The sequence below is a fragment of the Halobacillus dabanensis genome, assembly GCF_900114165.1.
GTDB classification, from domain to species: Bacteria; Bacillota; Bacilli; order Bacillales; family Halobacillaceae; genus Halobacillus; species Halobacillus dabanensis.
Genome location: NZ_FOSB01000004.1, coordinates 196,760 through 215,731 on the forward strand (window position 1 = coordinate 196,760; position 18,972 = coordinate 215,731).

At 41.6% G+C, this 18,972-nt stretch carries 16 protein-coding genes; 2 read left to right on the forward strand and 14 right to left on the reverse strand.

Going from position 1 to position 18,972, the window contains the following annotated elements:
• Nucleotides 1–10: 10 nt before the first annotated feature.
• The 13 genes from BMZ58_RS08715 to BMZ58_RS08775 all read right to left on the reverse strand — a co-directional run bounded on the left by BMZ58_RS08715 (nucleotide 11) and on the right by BMZ58_RS08775 (nucleotide 14,665).
• A complete protein-coding gene (locus tag BMZ58_RS08715; RefSeq protein ID WP_075036167.1) occupies nucleotides 11–613 on the reverse strand; it encodes a class II aldolase/adducin family protein in 603 nt (200 codons plus the stop codon).
• Nucleotides 610–2,055 carry an amidohydrolase family protein gene (locus tag BMZ58_RS08720; protein ID WP_075036168.1) on the reverse strand — a complete coding sequence of 482 codons (1,446 nt, stop codon included), beginning with the start codon at nucleotides 2,053–2,055 and terminating at the stop codon, nucleotides 610–612. The genes BMZ58_RS08715 and BMZ58_RS08720 overlap by 4 nt, the downstream gene beginning before the upstream one ends.
• Before the next feature lies 1 nt (nucleotide 2,056).
• The gene (locus BMZ58_RS08725; RefSeq protein WP_075036169.1) at nucleotides 2,057–2,857 is read right to left on the reverse strand and encodes an MTAP family purine nucleoside phosphorylase; all 801 of its coding nucleotides are present in this window, start codon (nucleotides 2,855–2,857) and stop codon (nucleotides 2,057–2,059) included.
• 27 nt (nucleotides 2,858–2,884) lie between these two features.
• Entirely contained in the window at nucleotides 2,885–3,736 is an 852-nt protein-coding gene (locus tag BMZ58_RS08730) for a nucleoside phosphorylase (RefSeq protein WP_075036170.1), read from the reverse strand.
• Nucleotides 3,720–4,577, reverse strand: a complete 858-nt coding sequence (locus BMZ58_RS08735) for an energy-coupling factor ABC transporter ATP-binding protein (protein WP_075036171.1) — start codon at nucleotides 4,575–4,577, stop codon at nucleotides 3,720–3,722. The genes BMZ58_RS08730 and BMZ58_RS08735 overlap by 17 nt, the downstream gene beginning before the upstream one ends.
• 19 nt (nucleotides 4,578–4,596) lie before the next feature.
• A complete protein-coding gene (locus BMZ58_RS08740) occupies nucleotides 4,597–5,445 on the reverse strand; it encodes an energy-coupling factor ABC transporter ATP-binding protein (protein ID WP_075036172.1) in 849 nt (282 codons plus the stop codon).
• A complete protein-coding gene (locus BMZ58_RS08745; protein WP_075036173.1) occupies nucleotides 5,445–6,338 on the reverse strand; it encodes an energy-coupling factor transporter transmembrane component T family protein in 894 nt (297 codons plus the stop codon). Before BMZ58_RS08745 ends, BMZ58_RS08740 begins: the two co-directional genes overlap by 1 nt.
• Nucleotides 6,339–6,358: 20 nt before the next feature.
• On the reverse strand, nucleotides 6,359–7,396 hold the full coding sequence (locus tag BMZ58_RS08750) for a LacI family DNA-binding transcriptional regulator (protein WP_075036174.1): 1,038 nt from the start codon (nucleotides 7,394–7,396) through the stop codon (nucleotides 6,359–6,361).
• A gap of 218 nt (nucleotides 7,397–7,614) precedes the next feature.
• Nucleotides 7,615–8,394 (reverse strand): fumarylacetoacetate hydrolase family protein, encoded by a 780-nt coding sequence (locus BMZ58_RS08755; RefSeq protein ID WP_075036175.1) that lies wholly within the window; start codon nucleotides 8,392–8,394, stop codon nucleotides 7,615–7,617.
• The gene (locus tag BMZ58_RS08760) at nucleotides 8,391–9,521 is read right to left on the reverse strand and encodes an NAD(P)-dependent malic enzyme (protein ID WP_075036176.1); all 1,131 of its coding nucleotides are present in this window, start codon (nucleotides 9,519–9,521) and stop codon (nucleotides 8,391–8,393) included. The genes BMZ58_RS08755 and BMZ58_RS08760 overlap by 4 nt, the downstream gene beginning before the upstream one ends.
• Before the next feature lie 191 nt (nucleotides 9,522–9,712).
• Complete coding sequence (locus tag BMZ58_RS08765; protein ID WP_083412644.1) at nucleotides 9,713–10,330, reverse strand: ECF transporter S component; 618 nt, start codon at nucleotides 10,328–10,330, stop codon at nucleotides 9,713–9,715.
• Nucleotides 10,331–10,937: 607 nt separating this feature from the next.
• Nucleotides 10,938–12,665: a YhgE/Pip domain-containing protein gene (locus BMZ58_RS08770; RefSeq protein ID WP_244151518.1), complete on the reverse strand. Its 1,728-nt coding sequence runs from the start codon at nucleotides 12,663–12,665 to the stop codon at nucleotides 10,938–10,940.
• 2 nt (nucleotides 12,666–12,667) lie between these two features.
• Nucleotides 12,668–14,665 (reverse strand): efflux RND transporter permease subunit, encoded by a 1,998-nt coding sequence (locus tag BMZ58_RS08775; RefSeq protein ID WP_075036297.1) that lies wholly within the window; start codon nucleotides 14,663–14,665, stop codon nucleotides 12,668–12,670.
• Nucleotides 14,666–14,881: 216 nt separating this feature from the next.
• Between BMZ58_RS08775 and BMZ58_RS08780 the strand changes: the two genes are divergently transcribed.
• Nucleotides 14,882–15,448 carry a TetR/AcrR family transcriptional regulator gene (locus BMZ58_RS08780; RefSeq protein WP_075036177.1) on the forward strand — a complete coding sequence of 189 codons (567 nt, stop codon included), beginning with the start codon at nucleotides 14,882–14,884 and terminating at the stop codon, nucleotides 15,446–15,448.
• A 266-nt stretch (nucleotides 15,449–15,714) separates the two neighbouring features.
• On the opposite strand, the gene BMZ58_RS08785 is transcribed toward BMZ58_RS08780, so the two are convergent.
• Nucleotides 15,715–17,625 (reverse strand): LTA synthase family protein, encoded by a 1,911-nt coding sequence (locus BMZ58_RS08785; protein ID WP_083412646.1) that lies wholly within the window; start codon nucleotides 17,623–17,625, stop codon nucleotides 15,715–15,717.
• Nucleotides 17,626–18,180: 555 nt separating this feature from the next.
• On the opposite strand from BMZ58_RS08785, the gene BMZ58_RS08790 reads away from it, so the two are divergent.
• Nucleotides 18,181–18,885, forward strand: a complete 705-nt coding sequence (locus BMZ58_RS08790) for a general stress protein (RefSeq protein ID WP_075036178.1) — start codon at nucleotides 18,181–18,183, stop codon at nucleotides 18,883–18,885.
• Nucleotides 18,886–18,972: the final 87 nt, after the last annotated feature.

Sequence of the window (18,972 nt, forward strand, 5' to 3'; positions counted from 1 at the left end):
CCCCACCTTGTTAGTTTGTCACTGGAACACCTGCGCGTAATTGAGATAAAATGAATGCCTGCTTGGCTGTTGCTTCCGCAAGATCGACGACATTATAGGCTGCTTCAAGTGTTGGTCCGACAGAACAGACACCATGATCCTTCATTAAAGTAATTTTAATGTCCGGGTACTGAGTGAAGACATCTGTCACATGTTGAGCAAGTTCTTTTGAACCGGATGGTGCGACGCCCGCCACTGGTACGTGGCCAAGTAGTTTCCTTGCTGTCACGGTAGGAAGTGGAAGTTCTTCTCCTAAACAAGCATAACCAATAGCATAATTCGGATGACAATGGACGACTGCATTTACGTCAGGGCGGACTTTGTATATTCCGAGATGAAAGCCGATTTCTTTCGAGGGCTTCCCTTGACCTTCGATGACTTCCCCCTCCATATTTACTACTAGTGCATCTTCCCTGCTCACTTCTCCCAGACTGACCCCACTTCTTTTAATAAGCACATAATCTGTACCCGGGATTCTCACACTGATATTTCCGCCTGTAGCCTGGGTAAACCCTTTTTGATAAACCTTATGGGACACATGTTGCAATTCTTTTTTCAATAATTCGTAACTCATCTCTCATTCCTCCCTTTATAAAAATGATGGTAAAACTTCTCCACATGAACGCGTATTCGATCAGCTAATTCAACAGCTTCTGCACTATTTTCACGGAGTGATGCTGCTCTTTCCTGTACCCGTTCGATCACTCGGCATTCATCAAAGGTTGTAATTTCCCCATTCTTCATCACCCATTCCCCGCGAATCATTACTGAATCAACGGAGGAACCATTTTCATGGAAGACAAGTTGTAAGATTGCTTCATGTGTATTCGACCATGTCGTTGTGTTTTTTTTAAGGAATACAAAATCGGCGTCAAAGCCTTCCTGAATTTTCCCTTTTCGATTTTCATTTCCTATTACACGGGCCCCATGGAGTGTTGCCATTTCAAAGACTTGTGAGGCATCCAGCCACCTCCCTGGCTCCCTCTCGCCAACCCGTGACATCATGGCTGCCAGTTTCATCGTTTCAAAGTGACTGTGAGTGGTTCCACAATTGGAAGCATCCGTTCCTAACCCAATGGAAAAGCCTTTTTGTAAATAATCAAAAACCGGCGCTTTTCCACTCCCCAAAATCATGTTACTTGCTGGATTATGAACAATTGATACTTCACGCTCCTTGAGAAGGTCCATTTCCCAATCTTCCAGCCATATGGCATGAGCAACCGTTAGGCGACGATCAAGCATGCCGGCTTGATCCAAGTGCGCAAGGACCCCGCCCCCACCATAATGAAGCCTTCCGTAATCTCTTTGTATTTCCGTTTCCAGGAGATGGGTGTGAATCGGAAGGTCATAGGTGCTGCTGAGGTGATTACATAACTCCAATGCTTCAGCGGAACATCTTTGGGGTGCATTAGGTCCCACAGTCAGCTGAATCCGACCACCTTTTCCGTGCCATTTGCCTATCAATCCCCTGTAAAAGTCATTCATTTCTGCTGAAGATCGTGGAGCGACTGATTCCACCCGCCTTCTTATATCATCCGGTAAATCCAATTGAAGAAATTGATGATCAGGCACATCGTGAATCATGGGAGCAAAGGATACATGCATTCCAGAATCGAGGTAAGCTTCCAAAGCACTTTCAGCTCTGGTAATATGCGGGAAATGGTCCAAGCAGGAAGTGATCCCACTACGAATCATCTCAGCTGCTCCTAATAAAATGGCCAAATATACATCTTCATTTGTTAACGAATGGCCATATGCCACTGTATATAATGACCAAAGTTCTAAAGGTAGATCGGTTTCTGTACCTTTGAGCAAGTTAGAGTACGAGTGATAATGCGAGTTCGTCATTCCAGGGATAATCAATTGACCCCCGGCATCCACCATTTGGATTTCAGCGCCGGAAAAAGATCCAGAAGGAAAAATCTCCTCAATTTTCCCCTCTTTTATCAAAATGTCTCCCGTCTTCACCGAACCTCCACTGTCCATCCATTCCGCATTACTAATGACAAAGCCCATCTTAAGCTTGAGTCACTTCTAATTTATCAAGCTTTTCTTTACGGGCCTTTAAAGCTCTCGCATAAGCTTCATGTGCAATAGATGGTTTATCATCTTTCGCAAGTTCAATAGTCTTCAAGAAAAGGTTTCTGATTTTTCCCTGGTTATCGATGACAACATTTTTATGTGTATTTAAATCTGGCGGAACGTCCGTTGTTCCTGCCGCGAGGTCTGTAGACATAGTGACGACCGCATAAGCAATGCCCAATTCTCTGGCAAGAATCGCTTCCGTGGCATTCGTCATGCCGACAACATCCATCCCCCATTGCTTATAAATGTTAATTTCTAAAGCCGTTTCATAACGAGGACCATCGACACAAATATAATTCGCCTTTGGTGTCACATCTATGTTCAGTTCTTTGGCTGCCTCTAAGAAGGTTGCATTCAAATCAGGACAGTACGGCTGTGTAATTTCTACTGAATATTTGTCATAAGTAGACACACGCTTTGTAGTGACATCCATGAATTGATCTAGGAGTGCAAGCGCCCCTACTGGGATATCAGGGTTCAAGGATCCAACGGCACACATCGCAAGCACATGATCTGCACCCAGCTTTTTCAAAGCCATCATGTTTGCACGATAATTGATTTGGTGAGCAAGACTGTCATGCGACTTTCCATGCCTTGGGAGGAAATAAATTTCTTTTCCAGCATACTCCCCTTCGTATACCACGACAGCCCCGTATTCTGTAGATACTTGAACTTCTTTCATTCCATCAACTAAATTGTAAAAACCTGTTCCCCCGACGATTCCGATTTTCATAAGAAACTTCCTCCTCTAATTATGTTTTTATTGATTTAATAATGATGGGTAAAAGTAAGGCTTACCTGATGCTTTTTTCAGTTCATCCCAGTGGCTTAGGATTTTGATTGCTTCTGTCGCCACAGCGATAGATTGTTCTACCCCTTCACCTTTATACTCGAATTCATCTTTCACTCTATTGGCAACCGCTGTAAAAATAGCTCCCGCTCTAAGATTGAATAAACTGCTCAACGTCAAGACTGTCGCTGCTTCCATTTCGAAGTTGAGTACACCGGCACGCTGCATATCATCCATGATCGTATTCATCCAGCTTTGATTATAATTATTGAACCCAGGACGTCCCTGGCCGCAGAAGAAGGAAGCTGCTGTGTAACCAATGCCTACATGATAGTTCACACCTAAGCGTTCTGCTGCCTCAATCGTCGCCATCACCACTTCCTGATTCGCAATCGCAGGAAACTTCTGATCGACATACTGATCACTTGTCCCATCATAGCGGACAGCGCCTGCACATATAATCAAATCCCCCGGGGATATATCCTCCTGCATAGCACCACATGTTCCAACACGGAGGAAGGTTTCCGCCCCTACTTCCGCCAACTCCTCTAAAGCGCTGGCCGTTGATGGTCCACCCGCTCCTGTCGAGCAGGCTGATATTCCTACACCGCCAACTTTCCCCGTATATGTAACATGTTCACGGTAAGTGGCAATATGTTCCTTCTCATCCCATAGCTGAGCCATCTGCCCAACACGTTCCGGATCTCCTGGGAGCAATACATATTTTTCTACATCACCGGGACGGCACCTAATATGATATTGTGATTGATCTGCTGATTCTGGTCGATTTGCTTTTGCTTTCCATTTAAGATCCTGAGCCAATTTGAACAGCCTCCTCTTTCTTCTCTTTATTTTCTTTGATCCATGAAAGAATGGAATCAACCGTTAAATAAGTTTTGCTTGAATCAAGGTTCGATAAATCATTTGCAAAGCTGGTGATTTGCGGTGGCTGAAGCCCCGCCTCTTTCATAATTCCTTTGTGGGAGAAAACGATATCGGCCTGATCATCGGCAATCTTTCTACTTTGGTTCATGACGATGGTACGGCAATTCAGCTCACCAATCAGATGCATGTCATGAGTGATTAGCACAACAATGTGGCCATGTTCTTTGAACATCCGCACTAAATCCAGCACACGTTTACAACCTTTATGATCCTGACCAGTAGTCGGTTCATCCAACACAATCACTTTAGGTGAAACCGCCATAATGGAGGCCATCGCTACTTCTTTCCGCTGACTTGAATTCAAATCAAAAGGGTTATCCTCAAGCTTATCTTCCAGTTCAAAAAGCTCAATGGCTTTGTTGACCCTTTCCTCCATCTCGCTTTCAGACATTTTTAAATTTGTACATCCATATTCCAGCTCTTTCCTCACGGATGGAAGAAACGTCTGGTGATTCGGATTCTGGAAGACATATCCGACTAAACTGGACAGCTTTGATATTTTCTCCTTCTTCGTGTTTAACCCACCTACTGTTATTTCCCCTTTCGTAGGTGTTAACAGCCCGTTGAAGTGCTTAACGAGTGTCGTTTTACCAGATCCATTACTTCCTAGAATCGCAACGACTTCTCCTTCATAGATATCCAAGTCAATATCTTTGACTGCCGTTACACCGTTCGGATAAACATGAGAGACATTCTTTACAGACATATATGGTTGCATAGTTTCTGCCCCCTCACCGTTATTTGTTTGCGCTTTCATAAACTTCCACAGCTTTTTTCACAGTTGTTGCCAGATCCAACTTACCATCGAACTGCTGATTGTATTGGGATAAAAATTCTGTCACTTGCGGGGCGTGCAGGGTCAATTCATGCAAACGGTCGATCTTAGTGAAAACTTCTTCCGTTGTGCCGAACATTTGGACTTCCCCACCATCTAAAACTAGAACCTTATCGCAATAGGCAGCGATTCTTTCTACCTCATGATCGATGATGATTCCTGTCATTCCATATGCTTTTAAGTTCTTCAAGACATCATAGACTTCATTCTTACCTTTCGGATCAAGCATAGATGTCGGCTCGTCCATAATCATGATGGTAGGTCTCATCGCTAACACAGCAGCAATAGCCAACCGCTGTTGCTGGCCTCCAGATAATGCAAGCGGACTGCGCTCTTCGAAACCTTCCAGACTAACTTGAGAGAGGGCATCTTTAATTCGGCCAAGCATTTCTTCTCGCGGGACCCCCAGGTTACCCATGCCAAAGGCGATTTCTTCTTCAATCGTCATCTGACTCAACTGATTCTCAGGTTCCTGAAAAACAAAGCCGACATGTTCAGACATCGCAGCCACATTACTTTCATGTACATTCATGCCTTTGACTTTTATATCTCCTTCCATCTCTCCATTAATAACTTGAGGCACAAGCCCGTTCACACACATGGCTAATGTTGATTTGCCGGCACCTGTCGGACCGATGATTCCGAGAATTTCCCCATAATCAATAGAAAAACTTATATCCTTCAATACCGGTTCTTCCGTATCCGGATACTCAAATGTGAGATTTGTGACTTCGATCGCTTGTTCTGCCATTAATTCACACCTCCGACTTTCCCCTGGACTCTTTTGAATAGAAATTTAATTAACATGAACCCACATACAACCCAAGTTCCGATAAGGGAATAGGTTAGTAGAGCATCTGTTGTAAGCTGGAGGGATCCCATCATGAATAATTTCAAGTAGATTTCAAAGACCAATACTGCAAGCATTCCAAGTAGGAAAGAATAATCCAGCGATCCGATATTCGTCTCGCGGAGGCTTGTTTTGTTTCCTTTTCTACTAAAAGCTCTGCATTCAAGAACGTAAGAGAGTTGATGCACTTTCATAAATGTAATGATGAACAATGGAGCAAACATGGGGACTAAATTCTTCACACGTTGAATAATATTTCCTTTCACATCCAGGCATCTGGCCTGTTGAGCTTCCATGACGATTTTCGCCTCACGTGCGATGATCGGAATGATCTGGAAGGTTGATAATAATATAAACGCAAAAGAATGAGGGACTTTCCATTTAACAAGCGCTGAAGCCATATCTGATGGATGGGTAGTCATGACGAAGAGGACAGCACCTGTACCGATAACCAGAATTCTGAAAGACATGACAGAAGCATACACCATCGATTCATACTTGAACGTCAATCCTCCAAAAATTTCAAAAACAGGGGTGACACCTATGGGGTTATAGATTCCGTGTACAGTCATGATCAAGACAGCAAAGAGGAGCAGGAATTGAATGGAAATCAAGTATGGCTTTACTAGTTTCGCTATAACGACTAACGGGAAAAGAGCAACCAACAGTAAGAGCTGGAGGGCCGGGTCATTCATGATAAATGAACTGGCAACGACAAAAGCTACAAAAATCATTTTCGTTCTCGGGTCCAAGCTGTGAATCAAGCTATCTTTAGGCATGTACAAACTATTCACGCTTTTTCCTCCTTCATAAATTATGATGGATATTTTTCTACTACATACTTTTCATTTAGTACAGCTGTTGATCCCCTTTCAATCAGAGTCGGCTGGAATGTAATCGTTTCTTTGAAGTTCTTTCCTTCTTTAATAATTTTGGCAACCAATTCCACCGTCTTCTCCCCCATATCCGCAATAGGGGTACGGATCGTCGTCAATTCAGGAAAAACAATTTCCGCAAATTGAGAATCATCAAAACCAATGACAGAAAGTTCTGTTGGAATAGTAATGTCTAATTCTCTCGCTGCCTTGTAAACTCCGACCGCAATGGCGTCATTTGCAGCAAAGATTGCGGTGGGACGATCAGGAAGCGACAACAATTCTTTCCCTTGGTTATATCCACTTTGGATTTTAAATTCATCCAGCCTCACATAAAGATTGCCAGATTGAACACCATAGTCCTCAAGCGCTTTCGAATACCCTTTGTACCTTTCCACTGTGGCATAAGATTCTTCCTGGCCACCGATGTAACCAATCTTACGATGCCCAGACTCCAAAAGGTGCTGGACTGCTTGATATCCTCCCTCAAAGTTATCGACAAGGACTTCATCCAAACGCACATTTTCCACTTGACTCCCTAATAGAATCATAGGAAAGTCTGGTCGATCCTTCATCACCTCTTTGATGTTCTTATCATTAATTTCAGGTGTAGAAAAAATGATGCCATCAATTCCTTTTCTAAGCAGGAAGTTTAAGTATTCAGCTTCTTTATCCAAATCATTGTCGGTATTACATAAAATGACATTGAAACCATATTGGTGAGCTTGATCCTCGATCGCCCGAGTCAATTCTCCATAGAAAATGTTTTTAATATCCGGAATAATCAACCCAAGAGTCGAAGTCTGTTTTTTAATCATGGCTGTTGCTACCATGCTTTTCTGAAACTTCAGCTCTTCTACTGCCTTATACACTTTTTCTTTCGTCTTAGCACTGCAATATCCACTATTATTTAAAACTCTCGACACTGTGGAAATAGATACATTAGCCGCTTTGGCTACATCTTTAATCGTTGACATTGTCACCACTTCCTAACTTTATGGAAACGTTTTTATGCAGAGAGATAAAAAACCTTCTCCCACCTTCCCAAGCAAGTGCATGCAAACGCTTTCTATTTCCACTTATTATACTCTACAGGAATGGTCCAATTCAACAATTTTCAGAAAATAAAGATATCTATTTTTAAAAATCCTTTTTTGATTATGGAAACGTTTCTATAGATGGATTAAATAAGAATTTAGGAAACAGGTGTTATCTGCTTCGCCTTCCTTACAGAGTTCTTCAGTGAGCCAATTCCATCGATGCGACATTCTATTTCATCATCCTCCTTTAAAAACTCAGCTCCAACGGGGCTTCCTGTAAGAATCACATCCCCAGGCTGCAGTGTCATCACATGACTTAAATACGAAACCATCCGTTCGATCGTGACGATCATTAGATTTGTTGGACTCTTCTGCTTCAACTCCCCATTATGAAAAGCTTCTATTACCGCTTTTTCCTGGTCAAACTCCGTTTCCACTACAGGACCAAGAGGTGTGAAGGTATCAAATGATTTTCCTAGTGTCCAATGACCGTTTTCGTGGAAATATTGAGGGGCCGTCACATCATTCCCAATTGTATATCCGAAAATATGATCCAGTACTTCCTCTTCTTTTAGTCCACTAGCTTCTTTCCCAATCACAACAGCCAGTTCGGACTCAAACTTCACTTCTTCGATGGTTCCAGGTATTTGAATATCGTCAGAGGGACCGATGACAGAGCTGTTCGGCTTGAAAAAGAAAACTGGCATATCAGGTCCTTTTTCTGGTAGGTCATCCAACTCCGCTGCAAAATTTGCCCCAATCCCTATTACTTGATTTGGCTCTAAGGGAACCAACCATTCAATTTCTTCTGTTGAATAGGTTTCACCTGTATACCCCCAGGCTTTAAAGATATCACCTGAAATTTCTTTTACTGCTCCATCTTCAAGCACCCCTAGTTTCTTCTCCCCTTCGATCGTAAAACGCAAAAATTTCATCGTTTAACCTCCACCCTATCCGATATTTTAATCTTTCTAGCTACGCCGCTTCGTATGGCAGCATCCGCTACGGCTCGGGACACTTCATCAACGACACGCCCATCTAATGGATCTGGGATTACGTATTCTTTACTCAATCGATCGTTATCAACTAAAGCCGCAATAGCTTCAACAGCAGCAATCTTCATCCCTTCATTTATTTCTTTAGCGGATACACTCAATGCACCTTTGAAAATTCCTGGAAAAGCTAATACATTATTGATTTGGTTCGGGAAATCAGATCTCCCAGTCCCCATCACCGCAACACCTGCTTTTGAAGCTTCCTCAGGCATAATTTCAGGAATTGGGTTTGCCATTGCAAAAATCACAGGATCACGGTTCATCGCAGCCACCATTTCTTTTGTTAAAGCTCCCGCAACAGATACACCGATAAAGACATCCGCTTCTTTCAAAACCTCTGATAAATTTCCTTTAACCTTTGCTTTATTAGTCATTGCAGCGACCTGTTCTTTAAGAGGATTCATTCGGTAATTACGTCCCTGGTATATCGCGCCTTTCGAATCGCAAAGGATAATATCCCCAACGCCCATATTCACAAGCAATTTGACTATCGCTATACCGGCCGCTGTCACTATCGCAGTCCCATGCTGATCATCATGGAAAACAGGGATGTCAAGATCTTTCTTCAGTGTTTCCTCAATATAAAAACAATTTGGAGCAGAAATGTCCTCGAGGTTTACTCCACCAAAAGTCGGTTCTAAAGCTTTCACTGCTTCTATGAAATCATCAGGGTCCTTGCGATCAATACAGATCGGAAATGCATCTACATCAGCAAAGAGCTTGAATAATGCAGCTTTGCCTTCCATCACAGGGTAAGAAGCGCCAGCCCCTATGTCTCCAAGTCCTAAAACCGCGGTCCCATTTGTTATGACGCCAACTAAATTTCCTTTAATGGTGTAGTCGTAGATGGTTTCCTCCCTTTCATGTATCTCCTTACAAGGTTCCGCAACTCCTGGAGAATAAACTAAACTCAGGTCTTCCTTACTTTCCACAGGTACTTTTACTTCCACACTCAATTTTCCACGATATTTCTGATGGAGCTCCAAAGCATCTTTACGCAAATCCAAAGGCCACCCCTCCTCAAATAGTTGGAATAGGACCCAATATAAAATACACACATTAGATCCTCTTCCATGCATTCAACCAAGTCGTATCTTTTGAATTCTTTTCTTTTTTTCTATATCCTCTAAATAAATTAAGTAAATGGAGCATCAAACAACTCGTTTTCCCCAAAGTTCAATTGTATTGATGTTCTTTTTTATGCCGTTTTCTTTTTGCCCCCACTATTTTTCGGCGCTATCCCAATCTTCTCTCTTATGTCTTTAGCATTCGGAAGGAAGCGAACCGGGAAGATTTTAAGGATCATCCACACGATGTAGAACGTCAGTAATTTATCAGCTACCGTGCCCGGAATATTGGCAACAAAAGCTGCGTTGAAGATTTCCTGTCCGGAAGCGATCAAGCCTGCGGTCAATACATCCACTGTATGTCCAGAGAATCCCCCAAAAGCATAAACCGATATGACTGTCGCTACTGCTGAGGCTAATATTCCTGTCACGGCACCTGCTGTCATGACTTTCCAAGCTTTCTTAAACCATCCCTTTTTATAAAAGAAGTAGGCTAAAAAAGCCACAAATATTCCGACAAGGGCAAAAGGCAAATACGTCCATCGAACAATAAGAGCTAATATTACGTTGGTCATCAAAGCGGTTGCTGCGCCCCAAAGCGGGCCCAACACTATGGCATTTAATACAGTTCCGATATTATTCAGAAACAATGGTAGCTTGAGCATTTCTACAATGGAGTTGGCTACCCAGTTCAGTGCTATACCGGCAGGAATCATCGCAACTATGAAACTGGAATTCTTTTTCATCATAATTCGTTATGTCCCTCCTCTTTTATGAAAGCTAGACCTTTAAACTGCCTCCCTTCTTCGGAAGTTCACCTCCCTTAACATTTATTTCAAAAGCACCACAAACATAAAAACGTTTCCACAAACAGGTTACTGTAATCCTATTAAGTTTTGTGGAAACGCTTTCTTAGACTGAATTATACATAGAGCGCCTAATAATTTCAACAATATTTTGAAAATAATGATATATTCAAAATATTACCTGTAGAGCTTCGACAAGACCACGCAAAACTCTACATAATTCGTCATAACATTCCCTTTCAAAATATCCAAAACATGCGTCACCTTATGTCTACAAAATTTCCCCATCATGCAATGCAAGAAAATGGAAACCTTTCCCTATTCTGATGAATCCACTATTAAAACAAGGAATACATTCAACCTTTGGAAAAGTAGATATCGGGGATCAGTCATTACCTCCACTGGAAAACTACTTTCTGATAACAAAAAAACCTTCTCTCTATTTCTTGTGAGAGAAGGTTTTCTGTGTTATCTGAAGAGGTCCAACAAACGATCCCAGAAATTTTTCTCTTCATCTTCCTCGGGAGCTTGCTTTTCTTCTTCTTCTTTTTTAATACTTTTTTTTGATGACAAATTGTACGGAACCTACCTTTTCATTTTGGGAGGAAACAAACGAAACGGGTTCGAAATCAGATTTATCATACTCTTCTACCATCTGATCGATTTCAGAGTCCATTTGACCAGGTAAGTCGCTTGTCGATGAAGCTAATTCTGATGTCCCATTATGGAGTTCAGCTGCACCATTTTTCAACTGATCCGATCCATTGGTAAGACCCGCCAACCCATTGTGGAGTTCTTCATAGGATCCTGCTAACTGATCTACACCGCCAGTATAGTCAGTGAGTCCAGCATGGAAATCGTTATAGTTGGATGATAGTGTCTGTAACCCTTGCTGCAATTCTTCCATCGATTCAGCTACATCCATGTTGTCGAGACTGTTTCCCACTTGATCAGCCATTGAATAAAGGTTTGCACTCATATCACTCAAGGAGCCGGCACTCTTTTCTAAAGCTGGGCCGACGGCACCAAAGGCCTCTTTTACATTCGCATAAGTTTCTTTGGTTGCAGCTGCCGCCTTGTAAGTTTCCACGAGTTGACCGACAACTTCCTTATCAGCCCCACTCTCATACAGAGCCTGAATGTCTTCTTCTGAAATTTGATAACCAGGGATCGCCTCGATGGACTGACTTAATGCTTGTTGAGCTTTGCCATACTGATCCTTCAAGCTAGTAAGCCCGCTTTCCGTTTCTTCCAGACCTCCTGCAATCTGCCGTAGTCCTTCTTCCATTTTCACAATGTCATTGAGGTTCATCTCTCCAGAGCCAGAGCCGACCGATTCGCTCATTTGTTGTAGAGCTTCTTTGATAGAGGACGATCCACTGACAAGTTCCGATGATCCGTTACTAAGTCCCTGAATACCGTTATTATATTCTTCCGATCCATCATAAAGGCTTGCGATTCCATGGTCTAAATCTGCTATACCATCCTTTAAATCTGCTACGCCTCGATTGATTTCCGCTGTGGCATCAGATAAAGAACTCATCTCATTCTTCATGCTACCGATATCTGGAGCATCGATAGACATGGAAGAAGGGACCGCCGCGAATTCGATACTTTCCATTTCAAAATCAGTAACATTCGCATTTAAAATAAAGCTTCCTTCATCTTCAGGCATGACGGTGAAAGTCACTTGTCTATTCTTCCCGGCATTGGCTATGGTTCCTTCTGGTGCTTGTATGTTCTCATAAATGGAAGAGTCCAGCTGCAGTGTGATTTGCATTAAATAATTATTGAAAAAACTTGCATCCGCCTCTTCATTTTTCTCTGTTTCGATTTGTAGTTGAAGCTCTCCATCTTCCCCAGCCAATTCCTCAGGTGCTATCGTTTTCCCATCCAATTGATAAGAAACATGGATGCCCCATGGTAAGGACTGCCCTTCTAAATTTCCTTGGTAATAAAATTCGTCTTCTTCGGCAGTTATAGCGACCTCATCATCTTGTTGTTCCATTTCTGTCAGATCTGTCAAATTCTGTATGCTCGTATAAGGGCCATAGTCGACAATACGGCCAGGTTCTTTAATATTGAAGTTATTAACGACATACATCTCTTCTTGATTTCCGGCAGCATCCAGGGTGGCATACACTACTTCATGCTTTTCAGAATAGGAACCTTTTTCCCTATTTGTTGTTGCTTTTTCGCTTTCTTCAGCGGATACCGGAAATGTTCCCATCACAAGAAGAAACGCTAGGAAAACCGGTGTCACACGTTTTATTCTCATCATCATTTCCCCTTATAAAAGTTTGGCTTCCACGTAGTTTTTTCGATGACCCAATCCAAAGCGACCAACAACGCTGGAAGGACGAAAACAACCATAATAAATGCCAACAATGCTCCGCGCCCCAGCAATAATCCTATCGAGGATACAATCGGGTTAGAGGAGGTAATCCATAAAATGAACCCGACACTTGATAGAATGGATGCAGATACAAAAATCGCGAAAATTTTATCATCAATGGTTTTCTTAATCGCCTGTAATGCCGGCATTTCTTTTCGCAAATGATTGTAGTTTTCCGTAAATAATATCGCGTAGTCAACAGTCGCTGCCAGTTGAATCGTGCTGATGAGCAGATAACCGACATAGACGAGTGGTGTATCCATAAAATACGGGAAGGACAGGTTGACCCAAACTGACGCTTGAATCGTCAATAACAAAACAAGCGGTATCGATATCGACCGGAAAGTTATCAATAGTACAGCCGTTACGGTAATGATCGTTAGCCAATTGACCAATTTATTGTCTTTCTGGACGATATTTTTCATGTCGTACAAAGTGACACTTTCACCAAGCAGATGTGTCTCTTCATAATAGGAGTCAGCAGTTTCCTGTACTTTTTCAATAAGCGAAAAAGATTCTTCTCCTTCTGCGTCCGTTTCCGTGTATAAGGTGATCCGTGCATAGTCATCGGAATAAAAAGATTCCGTCATTGATTCATCCAAATACCCAGGCGGTATCGCTGGACTAACCATATTGACATAAGAAAGAACACTTGAAACTTGAGGAAGACTTTCTAAATCCTGGACCAATTCTTCCTCTTTTGCCCTGTCCCCTTCAGGCACAAGTAATACCATCGGCATATTCTTCCCGAATGCTTCCTGTATAGCTGTTACATCCTGACCAGCCCGTGTGTTTTCCGGGTGTTCACCAGTACCGTATATAAATGATGTATTACTTTGAGCCAAAAAAGCTGGTACGATGATCAATAAAACTAAAATCAAGCTTGGAATTCTGAATTTCATCACGTGTTTGCCGATATTTTTGAAATCAGGCACAAACGACCGATGCTGGGTCCGATCGATCCAATGATAAAACATCAATGTTAATGCAGGTAAAAAGACCATCACACTAATGAAGCTCAACAAAATACCTTTCAACAAGTTAAGCCCTAAGTCTGCACCGATTCCAAAGTCCATAAATGTCAAAGCTGTAAAACCGAAGAACGTCGTCGAAGCACTCGCAACGATTGCAGGAAACGAGCGTTTCATGGCAAGCTGCATGGCTTCCTTAGGATCGGACACTTCTTTACGATAGTCGGAAAAACTATGCAGCAGGAATATCGCATAATCGAGTGAGACCGCCAATTGCAATATGGGGGCCACGGACTGAGTTACAAAGGACACTTCTCCGATAAAAATATTTGTTCCTAAGTTAATCAGTACAGAGACGCCGATTGCTGTTAGAAAGAAAACCGGCTCCATCCAGGAATTCGTGGATAGGACCAAAATCAGGATTATAATGGGAACGAGCAAAGCTCCCGCATACATCGATTCACTGCCGGCCATTTTTTGAGATGTTGCAGTATTGACGGCTTCACCCGCGACTGCATTTTCTTCTCCTATCAAGTCATAAATTTCATCTGTAACTTCCACTTCATAACCTTCTGCAATATTCAAAGAAAATAAAGCAGCTTTGTCCTGATAATAAGACTCAATGGTATCTGAATCGCCCATTTCCAGAGGTACTTTCAAATCAACAACATCATCAAGCCACATGACTCCGCTGATCCCTTCAATTGCTTCCAGTTCCTCTTTATATGTCAACGCCTCAGTAATCGAGACATCTTGAATCATTACACGTGCATTCTCTACCGGTTCATCAAATTCTTCCTCCATTAAATTCATCGCATTCATTGAGGGCGAATCCTTCGGAAGATAATCGACCATATTGTAATTGACTGAAACGGCAAATTGTGCCACCGTGCTTAATATCGTAAGGATCATAAATATAATGACAATGCTTTTCTTATGTTTAATGATTCGAGCTATCAAATGAATAAGGCCTTCCCCTCTCTTGCATATCCTTTTCATACACTCTATTATTTTATTGACACCGTGTTGGATATTCAACAAACAGTTTTCTAAATAACGTCAGTTAACCAACACACTCTTATGATTGTGTTGGATTGTCACATAAATTTAACAAAAGGGAGTTTACGAATGAGCGGGAAATTAGACCGAAGAAAAAAATACACACGAAGAGTACTGAAGGAAAGTCTGATCACTCTACTGTCCCAGAAACCAATATCAAACATCACTGTGAAAGAAGTTTGCGAAGTGGCTGATATCAATCGCTCCACATTCTATACCCATTATTCCGATCACTACGACTTACTGAGCAAAATGGAGAAAGAAATTACGGAAGATATGAACCAGTACTTATATAGTTACAGCTATGAACGCGAAGAAGAATCGATTCAAATGACAGAGAAAATTTTAGAGTACATCACAGAAAACAAGCTTATGTTCCAAGTCCTGCTGAACAAAAAAGCTGTCCCTACTTTTGAAAAACGCATGATGGACCTGACAAGGGGGTTTATGATGACCAACTTGATGGATGGTCATGTGGTAAACAAGCAGGAATCCGAGTATTTGAGCTCCTTTGTGATCAGTGGGGCGATTCATGTGATCAAGGATTGGATAGAAAAAGATATGGATCGTTCGCCGAAGGAAATGGCGGTAATGATTAATAGTTTCATTAATTATGGATTTTCTTACTTAGAATAATGACCGGATCGAGGAGTAAGCCAGGCGCCCCCCTCTCCAAAAATCTGGATAATAGAGAAATCGCCAACGTTATGGAACAATTCGACAAAATTATTTTAGAATGTTGTACAGTAATTTCAGAATACGACAGAAACATGGAAGAATGAAAAGCAACTATTTTAGTATTCGACAAATTACCCCATTACTCCAACTCCTAACATTCGTTGCTATATAAAAAGAGCTTGCAGAAAAACACAGGGTTTCTCTGCAAGCTCTCATTTATATCTTTATTCTTGTTGTTCAGAAGAGTCCTTTTCCTCAATCAATTCCGTTTGATCAAGATAACGAAGCAGATCTCCATATACGACAGAGTCAGAAAGAGCGAGTTCTTCTTCTGCTTCTTTGAAACCAGAAGCACAAGCCTCTCCTTCTACCTTCTCACCTGTTTCTCTATCAAAACAGCTTCCTTTGACACCCACATATTCTTCATTGGCAAAATCACCATCACGGGTGATCATCATTTCACGACGATCTTTACTGAATAGGTCCTGTCCGAATTGAATGGGGTTTTCATCTTCGACACCAAGTAGATTCATAATCGTTGGACGTAAATCAATTTGTCCTCCGACAGTATCATGTTCTTTTGGTTCAATTCCTTCTCCGATCATGAGTAGAGGTACTCGCTGAAGCTGGAATTGTTCATAAGCATTAATATCTTTATCCAAATACTCACCCATCGCTTGCTGGTGGTTTTCAGAAATCCCGAAGTGATCACCATAAATTACTAGGATCGTATCTTCATAGAGATCAGATTTTTTGAATTTCTCAACGAACTGTTTTAACGCTTCATCTTGATAACGAATCGTCTGGAAGTAACGGTTCAATGTGGTACTGGATGTGTCTCCTTCTTTAATGAATTTTTTATCTTCAGGAAGTGTAAATGGATGGTGGTTCGTCAACGTAATCATTTTGTTATAAAATGGCTGCTCCATCTGTTCCATTTTCTCTAAAGCATCACTAAAGAAATACTCATCCAAGTAGCCCCATCCGTAGGACTTCTCTTCGGTAACGTCAAAATCTTTCTTAGAGTAATACTCATCATAACCAAGGGACTCATACATCACATTACGATTCCAAAATGTCTCATCATTGGCATGCATCGTTGAAGACGTGTAGCCTTTTTCACCTAACACTTCAGGGGTCGCTTCGTATTCATTACCTGAATGCGTAAAGAATGCGGCTCCCCGGTTCAGTCCATACAATGAATTATCAAGCAAAAACTCTGAATCGGAGGTACGCCCCTGTTTTACCTGGTGATAGAAGTTGCTGAAATAAGCTCCTTCTTCTTTCAGGTCATTGAAATACGGGGTAAGCTCTTCGCCGTTCAAAGTATTGTCCACGACAAAGGTTTGTGTACTCTCAAGGGATAAAAGAATAACGTTTTTCCCTTCCGCTACTCCAGTCATCTCACTGTTCGGCTCCGTTTCTTTCTCATTCAAATAATTCAACACAGGAACAAGTTCATTGCTGTCGGCAAATGTTTTCTTCGCTTCCGTTTGTCCCTGCAAAACAATATCATAGGCGTGGAAATTGAGTACGCCGATATATTTGACCAGCATGTTGCGATCAAATGCTCGTTGTAACAATTCTGTACGTTCCGTTTGTGCCCAACCCAAGTTAACTAAGAACAAAGGGATGGCGATAACAGCTAAAATCAACCCTTCTTTCCGTTTAGGAACGAAACTCTGCAATCGTGCCGGTTTTAAATAGAATAGTAGAAACACGGCAACAAATACATCAACAAACAAGAAAATGTCTGTCACAGCCAAAATTTTTGTAATACTTCCACCTAAACCAGCCAAGTTGGCAGCTTGCCCCAACATAGGTATAGTCAGGAAGTCATGATATTCCCGGTAAAAAAGCACGTTTACATACAATAAGACCGAACCAAGTATATAACTGGCCAGGAGGCCTTTTCGACCTGCAAGCAAAATCCCCACTCCGAATAAAAGGAAAATACTGCTTATTGGATTAAAAGCTAAAATAGCCGCCTCATTGGCATTTTCTATATCCAGTGTAAAAATACCACCTTGAACAATGGACATCTTCGCCCAGAAAATCGCCATCACAGCAGTATAAATCCAAAATTTCTTTTTAAACGCGGGGTCATTCATTTTTTTTCTAAACTTTGAAAACATGATAAAACCTCCGTTGATTAACCTGTATCCACTCTTTCATCATTCTTTCCATGATGAAATCTTGTATACTAGCTATTTCATAATCGTCATGTGTATCACGACGAGATTCATCATAACATATTTACTATAAAAGTCACCTATTATAACTCAACTGTTATATTCATTTAATATGATTACATATGTATTACGCATAAATTAAAAAACAATGATATAAACTTATAGATTATTGAAAGGTTCCTTCCATTTGAAGTTCCTCAAATATATTTCAGGATCCGAAGAAGTGCAATGTCTGACATAGAGAGGAAATATGTCCTTTCCTCATGTCGTGATTATTGTCTAAATGCCCCTGAAAATCATAGGGATCGGCTATTCGTCGCCATCTGATCGTATGCCGTACCACCGTTGAAGATAGGCTATTTACATAGTTGTAAAAATGTTCAGGCGTAATCTCTCACCATAAATACTGATTCTTAAGTCCTGATTCCATCACAAAATGGTTACTGACTTTCATATCGGGTATCGACTATTAAGAGAAAATATAAAGGAGGATTAAAGATGGATACAAGAATTATAGGTGGCGTTTTTTCTAAAGTCGGACATGCTGAGAAAGCAATTAATGATCTACAGCATCACGGATACGGTTCCAATGATATTTCCGTTTTTGCCCGAGACAAAAGTAAAGTGAACGTATTAGAAGAGGAAATGGATACCTCTGTAACCTCCAATAAAGGCGGCCGCGGGAAAAACGCTGGAAAAGGAGCAGGATTAGGAGCAGTTTCCGGAGGAGCTTTAGGTGGAATTGGTGGTCTGGTAACTGGTTTAGGTCTTCTCGCCATCCCTGGTATCGGCCAAATTGCTGCAGCTGGTCCAATAGCCGCTTCTCTGACTGGCGCAGGCGTTGGCGCAGGTGGAGGGGGAATTGTCGGCGCCCTTGTTGGTGCAGGCATGCCTGAAAGAGATGCCCGTCAATACGAAGATCATTTGAAAGCTGGGAAAATCATTGTCATTGTCGAAGCTACAGACAAATTGAGAGATAAAGTCTATCGTACATTCCTTTCTAACCATACAGAGAACAAGTCGATGTATCCGGATCATTATCAAGACAATGACCACACTTCTCACCAAAACTCTTCCGAAAGACAAACAGTCGAAACTGAAGCCTTTACAGGAAGTTCAAGCAATAACCATCCTACGAACAACACACGTTCAAGAACGGAAGAAAGACAACATTCTACGACTACAAACCGTCGATACTCTTAATATTTATTCATCCAATAGAGAAACGGTCCCTGTTGTGGCGTGTCTTTTATAGAAAAGATCCCATTCAAAAAAGAGGTCAGACCGGTA